Below are 13,408 nucleotides of genomic sequence, written 5' to 3'. Positions count from 1 at the left end.
GGCACCATGCTTGGAAACGAAGTGTTTGCAACCTGGAAAAAACGGAATATGACCGGGCAAACACGGTCAACAAAGCGGGTAAACTGACAATTTGATGTAGAACAGGGCGCGACCGGGGAACCCACGTTTAAATGCGTCGAAGGTCGAGACAGCCTGGTTTACATCCGTGATTTTGCTCGCAGCCGGAAAAAATATATACGATACAGGTGCAAGCGCGCGGAGTTGCACCAAGACAGTGAAATAGGCGAAAGCATGAGCCTGAAAAGACAAGAAGAAACAACCGGCCGTGCGCCGCGCATTCTGTTCTACAGCCACGATACGTTCGGCTTGGGCCATTTGCGTCGGTCCAGAGCCTTGGCAAGTGCAATTACACAGGCTGACCCTTCCGCGTCGGCACTGATCCTAACGGGCTCGCCCGTTGCCGGTCGTTTCACATTTCCGCGCCGTGTGGATCACGTGCGCCTGCCCGGTGTGACCAAACGAGCCGACGGATCTTATGCATCGCAAACGATTGGCATGGGGATCGAAGAGGTCACCGAGTTGCGCGCGGGCCTGATCCAGACATCCGTTCAGCAATTCGACCCCGACGTTCTGATCGTCGACAAGGAACCCACAGGTTTTCGCGGAGAGCTTATCCCGACACTGGAAAGCATGGTGCGCACCCGCCGCACCAAGATCGTTTTGGGTCTGCGCGACGTTCTGGACGAGCCCGACGTTCTGGCCGCCGAGTGGGCGCGCAAAGAAGCCATCGAAGCGACCGAGAAATTCTATGATGAAATCTGGGTCTACGGGCTGCGCTCGATCTATGATCCGACCAGGGGCCTGCCCCTCAGCGCCGCTGCGCAGTCACGGATTCACTGGACAGGGTATCTGCGCCGCGATCTGGGACCCGTCGGGGAACCGCCGGAGCAACCTTACATCCTGATCACGCCTGGTGGCGGTGGCGACGGCAAGGCCATGGTGAACCTGGTACTGTCCGCCTACGAACAAGACCCCACTTTGTCACCCCGGGCCGTTCTGGTGTACGGCCCATTCCTTGCGGGTGAACAGCGCGACGAATTCGAAGCCCGCGTTGCGGCGCTGAACGGCCGGGTCACGGCGGTTGGATTTGAATCGCAGATCGAAACCCTGTTCGCAGGGGCTGCGGGCGTCGTCTGCATGGGCGGTTACAACACCTTTTGCGAGGTGCTGTCCTTCGACAAACGCGCCGTCATCGTGCCGCGCACGACGCCAAGGCTGGAGCAATGGATCCGCGCCTCGCGGGCCGAAGATCTGGGACTGGTGCGGATGCTGGACGAAAACCGCGACGGGCTGACAGCCGAAGCCATGATCAGCGCCATCCGCAACCTGCCGCATCAAGCTCTGCCCTCGCAAGCGATCAGCGAAGGTCTGCTGGACGGGCTGGACTATGTTACAAGCCGCGTCGACGCGCTGCTTGGTGGAGAACGGGAACGGGCCACCGGATGACTTCCAAACACCCCAAGCTGGCGGTGCTGGTCAAAGGTTGGCCGCGCCTGTCCGAGACGTTTATTGCGCAGGAATTGGTCGCCTTGCAGGATGCAGGTCACCGGTTCGACATCTGGTCGCTGCGACACCCGACGGACGTCAAGCGCCACCCGCTGCACGACCGGTTCAAGGGACAGGTGCATTACCTGCCTGAATATCTGTACCAAGAGCCTCAGCGTGTCTGGGCGGCGCGCAGCGTCGCGCAATCCCTGCCCGGCTATTCCGAAGCCTACAAAGTGTGGCGCGCGGATCTGCGTCGCGACCCGACACATAATCGCATCCGTCGGTTTGGGCAGGCATGCGTTCTGGCGGCTGAATTGCCCTCGGAAACACAGGTGATGTACGCGCATTTCATGCACACCCCGTCCTCGGTTGCACGCTATGCCGCCATCATACGCGGCCTGCCGTGGAGCTTTTCGGCCCATGCCAAGGACATTTGGACCTCACCCGATTGGGAAAAGGCCGAGAAGCTGCAGGCCAGCACTCACGGGGCAGCCTTCGGAGCGACCTGTACCGCGATCGGTGCCGAGCACCTGCGCAGTCTGGCTGACGATCCCGCGCGGATCGATCTGATCTATCACGGACTGGACCTGAACCGTTTTCCTGAGCCGCCAAACCGTGCGGCCCGCACTGCGGATGGGCCGTTTCATATGCTCTCAGTTGGTCGTCTGGTCGAGAAAAAGGGCTTTGACCGCCTGATCGATGCCTTTGCCATGTTGCCTACAAGCTTGGACTGGCACTGGACCCATATCGGTGGCGGTACGCTGGCCGAGGCGCTGAGCGACAGAGCCGAGGGCGCTGGTATCGCGGATCGGATCACCTGGCGCGGAGCTTGCGACCAACCCGAGGTGATCGCCGCTATGCGCGCATCGGATCTGTTTGTCCTGCCTAGCCGCATCGCGGCGGACGGGGACCGCGACGGGCTGCCGAATGTGTTGATGGAGGCCGCGTCTCAGCTGTTGCCGATCCTGTCGACACCTGTTTCGGCCATCCCCGAGTTTATCGACACCGGCACGCATGGGCTGTTGTCTGATGATAACCCGGCCGCGCTGGCCGAGGCGATTACCGAGATGGCCACCAACCCGGATCGCACGACAGCCATGGCAAACGCGGCCCGCACCCGCCTGCTGGCTGATTTCCGCATGGATCCGGGCATTGCCCTGCTGTCCAAACGGCTTAGCGCGTTAGGCGCGAGCAAAGACTGATGGCCCGCGTCGCCTTTTTCTCGCCGATGAAATCACCGGACAGCCCGGTGCCGTCGGGCGACAGGGAAATGGCGCGCAACCTGATCCGAGCCATTGGGGCGCAAGGCGATCAGGTCGATCTGATCTCGCAACTGCGCATCTACGACAAAGCCGGGGATGCTGAGGTGCAGCAGAACCTGCGCGCTACAGCCGAGGCCGAAGCGCAGCGGTTGATCGCAGAAATGCCTGCCGACACCGATCTGTGGGTGACGTACCACAATTACTACAAGGCACCGGACCTTTTGGGCCCCAAAGTCTGTGCCGCACGTGGCATACCGTATGTCCAACTGGAAAGCACTCGGGCGACCAGCCGGTTGAATGGTCCATGGTCCGGGTTTGCTCAATCCGCGCATGACGCCTGCGATGCGGCGGCCGTTATTTATTACCACACCGCCAACGATCTGATCACGCTGAAGCGTGAGCGATATGGCAATCAGGACCTGGTCGAGTTACCGCCTTTTCTGCCGATCACAACGCTGCCACCCGCCTCTTCGGGCAACGGGCCGATGCTGACGGTGGGGATGATGCGGCAAGGCGACAAGCTGGCTTCGTACCATGTGCTGGCCCAGGCCCTGTCGTATTTGACCGGCGACTGGACCCTGAACATCGCGGGTGACGGACCGGTGAGAGCCGATGTCGAAGCCTTGATGGCGCCATTCGGCGCAAAGGTTCAATTTCTTGGCCAGTTGGACCGCGACGCCTTGCAGGACGCATACGCGAACGCGTCTATCATGGTGTGGCCTGGCGTGAACGAGGCGTATGGCATGGTCTATCTGGAAGCGCAGGCAAGCGGGGTCCCCGTCATGGCGCAGGACAGACCTGGCGTTCGCGATGTGCTGGCCCCGACCGACTATCCGTCCGTTGACAGCGGGGCCAAAGGGTTTGCTACGCGGTTACAAAATCTGTTGGATGATCCCGGCCTGCGCGGGTCGATTGGGGCAAAGGCGCGCGCCTATGTAACTGACCGCCACCTTATGCCCACCGCGACCGAAGGGTTCTGGCGGGCGGCACGACCGCTAATCGGAGGCACCGCATGAGCCGACTCGCCCTTTTGCGCCATGGTCACACCCATTGGAACCGCGCGGGCCGCATTCAGGGGCGCAGCGATATTCCCTTGGACGACGACGCCCGCGTCGAATTGGCCGGCTATGAACTGCCCGAGCCATGGGACAAGGCGGCGCTCTGGTCCAGCCCCTTGCAACGCGCCAGCGAAACAGCACGGCTGGTCGCAGGGCACAAGCCCATGGTCGCCGAAGCCCTGATCGAAATGAACTGGGGCGATTGGGAAGGTCAGCGCGGCGTTGATCTGGTCGCGGACACAGGCAGCGGTTACCGTCATATCGAGGATTGGGGCTGGGATTATCGCCCCCCGAACGGGGAGAGCCCGGCCGAAGTCCGCGCCCGGTTGCAACCCTGGCTGGATGCGCTGCAAGGCGACACGGTCGCCGTCTGCCACATCGGCATCATGCGCGTCATACTGGCAAGGGCCTGGGGTTGGGGTTTCGAGGGCGAAGCACCGTTCAAAATCAAACGCAACCGGCTGTATGTCATCGACCTGGAAAGCTTCGGTGCGCAACCAGAACCGATCCGTTTGCTCCGGCAGGAGACCCCGGAATGAAGGTCATGATCGTTGTCACCCATTTGCTGGGCACCGGCCACCTGAGCCGTGCTTTGACGCTGGGTCGGGCCTTTGTGTCGGAGGGTCACGAGACGTTTGTCGTCTCGGGCGGGATGCCGGCACCGCAGTTGGACAGCACCGGAATGACTCTGTTGGGCCTGCCGCCGCTGCGTTCGGATGGAACGGATTTCACGCGTCTGCTGACTCAAGACGGATCGGTTGCGGATGAGGCCTATCTGACGGCTCGCAAGATCGCGCTGGTCGAGGCTGAGCGCAGTTTTGCACCCGACATTCTGATCACCGAACTGTTTCCGTTTGGCCGTCGATCGCTAGCGGCAGAGTTTTTGGCCGCGCTGGACTCCGCCCGAGCCCTAAGTCCACGCCCGGTGGTTTTGGGGTCTATCCGGGACATTCTGGCACCACCCTCCAAACCCTCAAAGGCAAAGCGCGCCGAAGAGATCGTGATGGGTTATTATGACGGTATTCTTGTCCACGCGGATCAAGACGTCGTGCCGCTGGACATAAGTTGGCCGGTTTCCGACCAATTGGCGCAGCGGCTTTTCTATACCGGCTTTGTAGCTCCTCCCGCCCCGGTACCGCACACGGAAGCAACCGGTAAGGACGAGGTCCTGGTCAGCGCCGGTGGCGGTTCAGTCGGGCAGCCGATCTTTCGGGCCGCCATTGAGGCCGCCCGAAAGATGCCTAACAGGCGCTGGCGCCTGTTGGTGGGCGGACAGGATGCCAAAGCGCGCATTGATAAACTTCGACAGCTTGCGGCGGATGCTCCGGTCACGCTGGAACCGGTACGTCCCGATTTTCGGCAGATGTTGCCACATGCGGCGGCCTCGATCAGCATGTGCGGCTACAACACCGCGCTGGACCTTCTGCAAAGCGGTACACCGGCGGTTTTCATTCCCTTCGATGACGGCAACGAAGTTGAACAGAGCCTGCGCGCACGTACTCTTGCAGAAATGCCTGCCATCGATGTGATCCCAAGCAAGGACCTGAACGGCGATATGCTGGCCCGGGCCGTTGATCGCGTCATCTCAGCCGGACCGCGCGAGGTTTCGGATCAAGGCTTCGACGGCGCGGTGCAATCCGTTCGGATCGCCAAGGACCTTTTGGAGCGGCGAGGATGATGGCCGATTGGAACATCTTGACCGATGAATTGGCGCTTTGGCGTCAGCAAGGTTTGATCCTGCCGCTGTGGTGGCGCGATGATGATGCGGTTTCACCAACACCGCAGCTAGAGCGACTGTCGGCTATGTCCGAGGACCTCGGCGTGCCGGTTCATCTGGCCATCATTCCGCGAGAGGCCGAAGCCAGCCTGGCTGACTATGTCAGCGCGCGATCACACCTGATCCCGGTCGTACACGGCTGGGCGCATCAGAACCACGCTCCGCAAGGTGAGAAGAAATCCGAGTTCCGACTGCACCGACCCATCGCTGACGTCCTGCACGACGCCCAATCCGGCATGTCACGCCTTCAGGCGCTGTTTGGGAACCGATTGTGCCCAATGTTCGTGCCGCCCTGGAACCGAATTGCGCCCGAAGTAGTGAAAGAGCTTCCCGGCGCAGGCTATCGCATCTTGTCGACCGCCACTCCGCGATCCAGCGCGCGGGCGGCCCCCGGGCTGGAACAGGTCAACACCCACCTGGACCCGATCGATTGGCGCGGGTCACGCGGGTCGGCTGACCCGGATATGCTGATTGCCAAGACTGCGCAACTTTTGAAAGACCGCCGGGAAGATCGCGCGGATAACGCCGAGCCCTTCGGCGTCCTGACCCATCACCTGGTCCATGATGAGGACATCTGGACCTTTATCCATGACCTGTTGATAAGACTTCTGGACGGGCCGAGCGTTGTCTGGTCAGCCCCAACAGCCAAATGAAAACGGAGATCTGAATGAGCCGATTGGATTCCATGCTGCGCCGCCTGACCGCCCAACGCGACGGTCTGAACTGGTCGGTCGAACAGATCGCCGATATGCCCGGCGATGTGTTGGACATGGGCCTTGGAAACGGGCGCACCTATGACCACCTGCGGGAAATCCTGCCGGATCGCAGAATTTGGGTCATGGATCGTGTGTTGCAATGCCATCCGTCCAGCACGCCTCCGGCAGAGGATTTTCTGCAGGGCGAGGCTGAACCGATGCTGCGGAGGCTGGCCGAGGGTGGACCGAAGATCGCGTTGGCGCATTATGATTTCGGGCGCGGCGTCAAGGAAGAGGATGTGGCCGAGGCCGCCCGGCTTAGCCCCGTGATCGCGGAAGTGATGCTGCCCGGTGGGCTGCTGATCTCGGGCCAGCCCCTGGTTGGGTTTGACCAAATCAACGGCCCGGAAACCATCGCACCGGACCGTTACTTGTTCTACAGAGCCTGATCAGGCGACACGGCGCCCGCGCGACCAGACACCGTTCAGCGCAGGCGCGCCCTCTCGCATACGGAACCGGATGACATCTGCGCGCGCGCCTGTGCGGAGCTCACCTCGATCATCCAGCCCGACAACCTCGGCCGGGGTCTTTGTCACGGTTTTCAGGCCTCGGGCAAAATCGCCCCACATCTCTCCCAGTCGCGCGGCGGACAACAGCAGCGCCGACGGAACGTAATCCGAAGACAGAATATCAAGATGGCCCAACTCAGCTAGCTCATGCGCGGCGACATTGCCGGAATGCGACCCGCCGCGAATAACGTTTGGCGCACCCATCATCACCTTGATCCCATGATCATGGCAGGCCCGCGCGGCCTCAACGGTCGTTGGAAACTCGGCCAGTGTTATGCCGTGGCCTGCAGAGACGCGTACCTGCCCTTCGGTCGTATCGTCATGGCTTGCCAGCATCGCACCAAAGCGGCTGGCGGCTTTGACGGTTTCAACCTCGTGCTTGTCGCCGAACCGGTTCCGCAGCGCCTTGAGCGTCGCTACATGCTGCAGGAACTCATCATCGTTCATCCCGTGCTTGCCCTTCATGTAGGCTTCCAGCTGCGTCATATCGCGAAACTGGCGCTGTCCCGGCGTATGATCCATCAGTGATACAAGGCCAACCCGGTCTTCGGGTCCGAACTCATCCAATTCGTCCACCAACGTTTCCGAGCACACCTCGGCCCGCAGGTGCAGAAAGTGGCTGATCTTCAGGGCGTCCTGTTCGCACAGATCCCACAGCTCTTTCGACAGGCCGCGCGCATATTTCTTGTACCGGCTGCCCGAAGGGATCGAGCCGATGCGCATCGCATCGAAAACGGTGGTGATCCCGGTGCTGGCCAGTTCCGCATCGTGTGCAAGAATGGCTGCAGAATGGGGCCAGTCGACCTTGGGCCGCGGCTGGATGTGACGCTCAAGATTATCTGTGTGAAGCTCGACCAGGCCGGGGCAAACGTAATCCCCTTCGCAGTCTATCGCGCCTGCCGGAATGGCCGGGCCGGTTGCGACATCGATAATGGTTTCTCCGACGATGTGAACGCTGCCGGTAACCGTCTCATCCGGAAGAACAAGAGTGGCATTGGCAAGTATCATTTCTTCTGTCATCTGAACTTCACAAATTTTGAGCTATTGGGAAGGCCACGCATAGGAGGCCAATGTGACATTCACGCGATACGCGATCTATTTTGCGCCACCGGCCAAGGCCGAATGGACGAAATTTGCGACCCAGTGGCTGGGTTGGGACATGGAAGCGGGGGCGGAGGTCGCTCACCCCGATATTGAGGGCGTCCACGTCGCCGCCGTAACGCAGGTGCCGCGCAAATATGGGCTTCACGCAACGATGAAGCCGCCGTTTCGCCTGAATGACGGTCAGTCGCTGGCTGATCTGCGGTTGGCTTGTGAACGTTTGGCTGCAACGCAACCCACCGTTACGCTCGACGGTTTGGATATCGCGCGGCTTGGCCGGTTTCTGGCGCTGCGTCCTCGGGGCGACACGGCAGGCCTGAACGCGCTTGCAGCGGCCTGCGTGCGCGAGTTGGACAGCTTTCGCGCCCCTGCCCCTGCGGCCGAACTGGAACGTCGCCGCGCCGCGGGCCTGACGCCGGAACAGGACGCCAACCTGACCCGCTGGGGCTATCCCTACGTGTTGGACACATTCCGCTTTCACATCACCCTTAGTGGCAAGCTGGACAAGCCCACACTGGCGACTGTTGAGGCCGCCTTGGACGCGCGGCTGGTACCGCTGCTGCCCAGCCCGTTTGCCATCAATGATCTGGCGCTGATGGGCGAGGCCGGGGATGGACGGTTTCACCTGATCCAACGTTACGCCCTTTCCGGTTGAAGCGCGGCGAGGATCGCGTCAATCGTGGCGTCCAAAGACCCGGAGTTATCAACCTCGATCACCCGGTTCAGCCCATCCGACAGCGGCAGGCTGGCCCGCCCAAGACGCCGTGCCTGTTCGTTGGCGCTTTCGCGCCCGCGCGCTGACAGCCGGTGCGCCAGAACCTTTGGGTCTGCGGTCAGAGAGATCACGATCAGATCGCCGAAGACGTCCTGCGCCCGACGCAGGACCGAGCGGGACAGGTTAACCAGAACAGCATCCGCCGTGCGTCGCAGTTCTTCGATGTCTACCGGCACGCCGTACTGCAACCCATGTGCCGTCCAATGCAGCGCAAAGGCGCCGTCCAGCACCATATTCTCGAAGGTCTCAACCGATACCCGGTCGAAATCTTCGCCCTCTTCGCCCTCGGGACGGGTGATCACACGGCGTACCCGGTGTATACCGGGCACCCGTGCGACAAGCGCCTCCATGACGCTGTCCTTGCCAACACCGGACGGGCCGACGACCGCTATGACCGGCGCAAGGCTCATGCGGCCAGTCCCGGAGTGAATGCGGATACGTCGATCTCACGATCACAGACACGAGCGCGCGCTTCGATGTCGTGGAAAATGCCGACGATGGCCGCACCGCGCGCTTTCGCCTCTTCGATCAGAGACAACACCGTTTCCCGGTTCTGGGCGTCCAACGAAGCGGTCGGTTCATCCAACAGCATCGCGGGGTATTCATGCGCAAATCCGCGCGCGATGTTGACGCGCTGCTGCTCACCGCCCGAGAAGGTCGTCGGGCTAAGCGTCCATAACCGCTCGGGAATGTTCAGGCGCGCCAGTAAGCCTGCCGCCTTGTCCAGCGCTGCTTGTTTCTCACACCCGACGGCCAGCAACGGTTCGGCCACCACTTCCAGCGTGGGCACCCTGGGCACCACGCGCAGGAACTGACTGACATAACCCAGTGTCTCACGCCGCAGCGCCAGGATCTCGCGCGGTTCAGCTTTGGCAACGTCCAGATCGCCCACCAAGACCTGCCCGGACGCCGCCAGATAGTTGCCGTAGATCACACGCATCAGCGTCGATTTCCCTGCGCCCGAAGCCCCAGTCAGGGCGACACACTCACCGGACGCGACATTCAGCGAGGCGCCCTCCATCACCGGTATAACCGCGCTGCCCTGATTGTGCAGAGTGAAGCTCTTGCTGACATCTTTGAGTTCAATCATCGTCGTCACCTTCAGACTTGCAGAACGCTGGAAACCAGCAATTGCGTGTAGGCGTGTTGTGGGTCGTCGAGAACCTGATCGGTCAGCCCGGCCTCGACCACATGGCCGTCCTTCATCACCATCAGCCGATCCGCCAGCAGTCGGACAACGGCCAGATCATGCGTGACGATAATCGCGCTTAGCCCCATCTCGCGGACCAGACCGCGCAGCAGATCCAGCAAACGTGCCTGAACCGAGACGTCCAGACCGCCCGTTGGCTCATCCATGAACACCAGCCGTGGTCCTGTGACCAGATTACGGGCGATCTGCAAGCGCTGCTGCATCCCGCCGGAAAACGCCGAGGGGCGATCATCGACACGCGACTCCTCAATCTCGACTCGGCCCAGCCAGTCAATGGCGCGATCCCGTATATCCCCGTAGTGGCGATCACCCACGGCCATCAGGCGTTCGCCAATATTCCCACCGGCGCTGACCGACATGCGCAGACCGTCGCGCGCGTGCTGGTGCACAAACGCCCAGTCCGTTCGGCTGAGCATCCGGCGTTCAGGTTCGGACATGGTCACCGTGTCGACCGGCCCTTCGGCGCGGGTATCAAAGATAACCTGCCCAGCATCCGGTTCCAGATGACCGGCCATGCAGTTCAACAGGGTCGATTTGCCCGAGCCACTTTCGCCCACGATCCCCATCACCTCACCGGGGTAGAGATCGAAACTCACATCTATGCACCCGATCCGCGCGCCATAACGCTTTTCGATGCCTTTGACCTGCAACAGAGGGGTCATGCTGCGTTCTCCTCGGCCAGTCGGCCCTTGTGGCCTGCCTCGCGGCGCGACCGGCAATAATCGGTGTCCGAGCAGACAAACATCCGGTTGCCTGCATCATCCATGATGACTTCGTCCAGATAGCTGTCTTCGGCCCCGCACAGGTCACAGGGATGGTCTGCCTTCGTAGCCTCGAAGGGATAGTCTTCGAAATCCAGGCTGACGACCTTGGTGTGCGGTGGCACTGCGTAAATGCGTTGTTCCCGCCCCGCGCCAAACAGCTGGATTGCGTCCATCTCAAGCTTTGGGTTGTCGAATTTCGGAATCGGAGACGGGTCCATCACGTAACGGTCGGATACCATCACCGGATAGGCGTACGCGGTCGAGATCGCCCCGTGCTGGCTGATGTCCTCATACAGCTTCACATGCATCAACCCGTACTCTTCAAGGCTGTGCATCTTGCGGGTCTCTGTCTCACGCGGCTCCAAAAAGCGCAGGGGTTCCGGGATCGGCACCTGATAGACGATGATCTGATCCTCGCGCAGCTTTGCCTCGGGGATACGGTGGCGGGTCTGGATGACCGTCGCCTTCTCTGTTTCCTCGGTTGTCTCAACGCCTGCGGTGTTCTCAAAGAACTTGCGGATCGACACCGCATTGGTGGTGTCGTCTGCGCCCTGATCGATCACTTTGAACGTGTCGTCAGGCGTCAACGTCGCGGCCGAAACCTGCACTCCGCCAGTGCCCCAACCATAAGGCATCGGCATTTCGCGGCTGGCAAATGGGACCTGATATCCGGGCACCGCCAGCCCTTTCAGAATGGCGCGGCGGATCATTCGCTTGGTTTGTTCGTCCAAATATGCGAAGTTATACTCATTCATTTTGATGTATCACTTTGTTTTTTGGTGTATTTGTGGACGTATTTTGGTTAGGTGCGCTGTTATTGGCGCTTTTGTTTTATCTTTTCTTGCACTCTCGTCATGCGAAGCGACGGCATCGCGCGCTAAAGCGGGATCCCAGCGGTGAATGGAGTTCGATCGGATCCTGCATAGACCCGCCAGGCGAGTAAAATCGGCAACACCCCGTGGGTTGATCGGCCGGGATTGTGCGCTCGGGCATGTGTTCCGGATCATAGGAAACCCCGCTCAGACAGTGCGGCTTCCAACGCTTGTGGCGAGGTGAAATGGATACCATCCATGCCCACCGCCTGTGCGCCTTGGACGTTGTGCAAACCGTCGTCGATGAAAACACAGTCCTGCGGTGCGATCGCTGCCCGTTCGCAGAGCATTTCGAAAATGCGCGCGTCTGGTTTCATCACGCCTTCTTGCCCGGACACGACTAGCGTTCCAAAGACCTCCCCCAACCGGGGATGGACCTTTAGCCCTTCGGGCCAGGTTTCCGCCGACCAGTTTGTGATCGCATGGACCGGAATACCCTGCGCCTTGAGCCGGTCCAGCACGTCCCAAGTCCCGTGGATCGGGGTTTCAACGGTACGGGTGTAAAGCTCGACATAGGCTGCGAACAGGGATTGATCCTGCGGATCGTCCAGCTCTTTCGCCATATCGGCAAAGCGCTCGCCATTGTCGCCGCGGGCATTGCGTTCGCGAAACCCGGTGCGTTCGATAAACGCGTGTGCGGCATCCTCAGACCCAAGCGCCTCGACCCAGGCCAAATGAGGCTGCCAGTCGATCAGCACGCCGCCGATATCAAAGACGACAGCCTTCATTCTGCCGCCTCCTTCAGAGTGATCCGCTCTTCCGCTTCACGGCGCAGTTTGCGGACCAGTTCCAGCTCGGACTGGAAATCCACATAATGCGGCAGTTTGATATGCTCTAGGAACCCGGTGGCCTGAATGTTGTCTGCATGGCTGAGAACGAACTCTTCGTCCTGCGCCGGGGCACCCAGATTGTCCTCGCCCAATTCCTCCCAACGCAACGCGCGGTCGACCAGCGCCATCGCGATGGATTTCCGTTCAGACTGACCAAAGACCAAACCGTACCCACGCGTGAATTGCGGCGGTTCGGTTTTTGAGCCTTTGAACTGGTTGACCGTTTCGCATTCGGTCAGCTCAACCTCGCCGATGTCGATGGCAAAGCCCAGTTCGGGGATGTCCATCTCAACTGCGACCTTGCCGATCCGCAACTCGCCCACAAAGGCGTGGTTGCGGGCATAGCCGCGCTGCGTCGAATAGGCCATGCCCAGCACAAACCCCTCATCCCCTCTGGTCAGGGATTGCAGGCGCAAAGGCCGCGTCGAGGGAAACTCCATCGGTTCGCGCGTCAGATCACCCGGGGTATCGTCACTGGCTGGCTCATCCTGAATGATGTCCTCACCCTTGAGGAATTCGGTGACATGGGGCGTGGCCTCAGTGCGAGGCTGCCCTGCGGGTGCGGTTGGAACCTCACCCTCTGCAGCCAATTTGAAGTCCAACAGACGGTGCGTGTAGTCGAATGTCGGCCCCAGAACCTGTCCGCCAGGCGCATCCTTGAACGTGGCCGAGATCCGACGATCACAAGCCATCTCACCGGTTTCAACCGGGTTCGAATAGCCAAATCGCGGCAGGGTCGTACGATAAGCCCGGATCAAAAAGATTGCCTCGATCAGATCGCCGCGCGCCTGTTTGATAGCAAGCGCTGCAAGATTGGGGTCATACAGAGACCCCTCGGCCATCACGCGGTTGACCGCTAGGCTCAACTGTTCCTGGATTTGTGGGATACTCAGCTCGGCAATATCCGTGGAGCCGCGCCGTTCTTCTGCCAACCAGGCATGCGCGTTCTCGATTGCCTTTTCGCCACCTTTGACTGCTACGTACAT

Annotated in this window: 15 protein-coding genes; 8 read left to right on the top strand and 7 right to left on the bottom strand. The window is 60.7% G+C overall.

What is annotated here, in order from left to right:
• Window positions 1-252 precede the first annotated feature (252 nt).
• The 7 genes from ACR0MV_RS14725 to ACR0MV_RS14695 are packed head-to-tail and all read left to right on the top strand — an operon-like array spanning window position 253 to window position 6,750.
• Entirely contained in the window at window positions 253-1,467 is a 1,215-nt protein-coding gene (locus tag ACR0MV_RS14725) for a glycosyltransferase family protein (RefSeq protein ID WP_480702582.1), read from the top strand.
• A complete protein-coding gene (locus ACR0MV_RS14720; protein ID WP_480702581.1) occupies window positions 1,464-2,711 on the top strand; it encodes a glycosyltransferase family 4 protein in 1,248 nt (415 codons plus the stop codon). The genes ACR0MV_RS14725 and ACR0MV_RS14720 overlap by 4 nt, the downstream gene beginning before the upstream one ends.
• A complete protein-coding gene (locus ACR0MV_RS14715; protein WP_480702580.1) occupies window positions 2,711-3,787 on the top strand; it encodes a glycosyltransferase family 4 protein in 1,077 nt (358 codons plus the stop codon). The genes ACR0MV_RS14720 and ACR0MV_RS14715 overlap by 1 nt, the downstream gene beginning before the upstream one ends.
• Window positions 3,784-4,368, top strand: coding sequence for a histidine phosphatase family protein (locus ACR0MV_RS14710; RefSeq protein WP_480702579.1), 585 nt, complete (start codon window positions 3,784-3,786; stop codon window positions 4,366-4,368). The genes ACR0MV_RS14715 and ACR0MV_RS14710 overlap by 4 nt, the downstream gene beginning before the upstream one ends.
• Window positions 4,365-5,507, top strand: a complete 1,143-nt coding sequence (locus ACR0MV_RS14705; RefSeq protein WP_480702578.1) for a glycosyltransferase family protein — start codon at window positions 4,365-4,367, stop codon at window positions 5,505-5,507. The genes ACR0MV_RS14710 and ACR0MV_RS14705 overlap by 4 nt, the downstream gene beginning before the upstream one ends.
• The gene (locus ACR0MV_RS14700) at window positions 5,504-6,259 is read left to right on the top strand and encodes a polysaccharide deacetylase family protein (protein ID WP_480702577.1); all 756 of its coding nucleotides are present in this window, start codon (window positions 5,504-5,506) and stop codon (window positions 6,257-6,259) included. The genes ACR0MV_RS14705 and ACR0MV_RS14700 overlap by 4 nt, the downstream gene beginning before the upstream one ends.
• A gap of 14 nt (window positions 6,260-6,273) precedes the next feature.
• A complete protein-coding gene (locus ACR0MV_RS14695; RefSeq protein ID WP_480702576.1) occupies window positions 6,274-6,750 on the top strand; it encodes a class I SAM-dependent methyltransferase in 477 nt (158 codons plus the stop codon).
• Here the strand turns inward: ACR0MV_RS14695 and ACR0MV_RS14690 are convergent, their stop codons facing one another.
• Window positions 6,751-7,890: an alpha-D-ribose 1-methylphosphonate 5-triphosphate diphosphatase gene (locus ACR0MV_RS14690; protein WP_480702575.1), complete on the bottom strand. Its 1,140-nt coding sequence runs from the start codon at window positions 7,888-7,890 to the stop codon at window positions 6,751-6,753.
• 52 nt (window positions 7,891-7,942) lie between these two features.
• Between ACR0MV_RS14690 and ACR0MV_RS14685 the strand changes: the two genes are divergently transcribed.
• On the top strand, window positions 7,943-8,626 hold the full coding sequence (locus ACR0MV_RS14685; protein WP_170426828.1) for a DUF1045 domain-containing protein: 684 nt from the start codon (window positions 7,943-7,945) through the stop codon (window positions 8,624-8,626).
• On the opposite strand, the gene phnN is transcribed toward ACR0MV_RS14685, so the two are convergent.
• The 6 genes from phnN to ACR0MV_RS14655 form a co-directional block, all read right to left on the bottom strand.
• Complete coding sequence (gene phnN / locus ACR0MV_RS14680) at window positions 8,608-9,156, bottom strand: phosphonate metabolism protein/1,5-bisphosphokinase (PRPP-forming) PhnN (RefSeq protein ID WP_170426829.1); 549 nt, start codon at window positions 9,154-9,156, stop codon at window positions 8,608-8,610. The two genes, ACR0MV_RS14685 and phnN, sit on opposite strands and share 19 nt — an antisense overlap.
• On the bottom strand, window positions 9,153-9,836 hold the full coding sequence (phnL, locus tag ACR0MV_RS14675; RefSeq protein WP_480702574.1) for a phosphonate C-P lyase system protein PhnL: 684 nt from the start codon (window positions 9,834-9,836) through the stop codon (window positions 9,153-9,155). Before phnL ends, phnN begins: the two co-directional genes overlap by 4 nt.
• 11 nt (window positions 9,837-9,847) lie before the next feature.
• Window positions 9,848-10,618, bottom strand: a complete 771-nt coding sequence (gene phnK, locus ACR0MV_RS14670) for a phosphonate C-P lyase system protein PhnK (RefSeq protein WP_170465824.1) — start codon at window positions 10,616-10,618, stop codon at window positions 9,848-9,850.
• Window positions 10,615-11,475, bottom strand: coding sequence for an alpha-D-ribose 1-methylphosphonate 5-phosphate C-P-lyase PhnJ (locus ACR0MV_RS14665; RefSeq protein ID WP_170426832.1), 861 nt, complete (start codon window positions 11,473-11,475; stop codon window positions 10,615-10,617). Before ACR0MV_RS14665 ends, phnK begins: the two co-directional genes overlap by 4 nt.
• A 248-nt stretch (window positions 11,476-11,723) precedes the next feature.
• On the bottom strand, window positions 11,724-12,320 hold the full coding sequence (locus ACR0MV_RS14660; protein ID WP_170426833.1) for an HAD family hydrolase: 597 nt from the start codon (window positions 12,318-12,320) through the stop codon (window positions 11,724-11,726).
• Complete coding sequence (locus ACR0MV_RS14655; protein WP_480702573.1) at window positions 12,317-13,408, bottom strand: carbon-phosphorus lyase complex subunit; 1,092 nt, start codon at window positions 13,406-13,408, stop codon at window positions 12,317-12,319. Before ACR0MV_RS14655 ends, ACR0MV_RS14660 begins: the two co-directional genes overlap by 4 nt.

The organism is Ruegeria sp. BC3, from assembly GCF_056539265.1.
Note: the sequence above shows the minus strand (reverse complement) of the source record. Positions and strands in the feature narration are given on the sequence as shown.

Bases quoted from the DNA above. Each gene is read 5' to 3' on its own strand.
- ACR0MV_RS14725 (WP_480702582.1), top strand. From the start codon at position 253: ATGAGCCTGAAAAGACAAGAAGAAACAACCGGCCGTGCGCCGCGCATT.
- ACR0MV_RS14720 (WP_480702581.1), top strand. From the start codon at position 1,464: ATGACTTCCAAACACCCCAAGCTGGCGGTGCTGGTCAAAGGTTGGCCG.
- ACR0MV_RS14715 (WP_480702580.1), top strand. From the start codon at position 2,711: ATGGCCCGCGTCGCCTTTTTCTCGCCGATGAAATCACCGGACAGCCCG.
- ACR0MV_RS14710 (WP_480702579.1), top strand. From the start codon at position 3,784: ATGAGCCGACTCGCCCTTTTGCGCCATGGTCACACCCATTGGAACCGC.
- ACR0MV_RS14705 (WP_480702578.1), top strand. From the start codon at position 4,365: ATGAAGGTCATGATCGTTGTCACCCATTTGCTGGGCACCGGCCACCTG.
- ACR0MV_RS14700 (WP_480702577.1), top strand. From the start codon at position 5,504: ATGATGGCCGATTGGAACATCTTGACCGATGAATTGGCGCTTTGGCGT.
- ACR0MV_RS14695 (WP_480702576.1), top strand. From the start codon at position 6,274: ATGAGCCGATTGGATTCCATGCTGCGCCGCCTGACCGCCCAACGCGAC.
- ACR0MV_RS14690 (WP_480702575.1), bottom strand. From the start codon at position 7,890: ATGACAGAAGAAATGATACTTGCCAATGCCACTCTTGTTCTTCCGGAT.
- phnN (WP_170426829.1), bottom strand. From the start codon at position 9,156: ATGAGCCTTGCGCCGGTCATAGCGGTCGTCGGCCCGTCCGGTGTTGGC.
- phnL (WP_480702574.1), bottom strand. From the start codon at position 9,836: ATGATTGAACTCAAAGATGTCAGCAAGAGCTTCACTCTGCACAATCAG.
- phnK (WP_170465824.1), bottom strand. From the start codon at position 10,618: ATGACCCCTCTGTTGCAGGTCAAAGGCATCGAAAAGCGTTATGGCGCG.
- ACR0MV_RS14665 (WP_170426832.1), bottom strand. From the start codon at position 11,475: ATGAATGAGTATAACTTCGCATATTTGGACGAACAAACCAAGCGAATG.
- ACR0MV_RS14660 (WP_170426833.1), bottom strand. From the start codon at position 12,320: ATGAAGGCTGTCGTCTTTGATATCGGCGGCGTGCTGATCGACTGGCAG.
- ACR0MV_RS14655 (WP_480702573.1), bottom strand. From the start codon at position 13,408: ATGTACGTAGCAGTCAAAGGTGGCGAAAAGGCAATCGAGAACGCGCAT.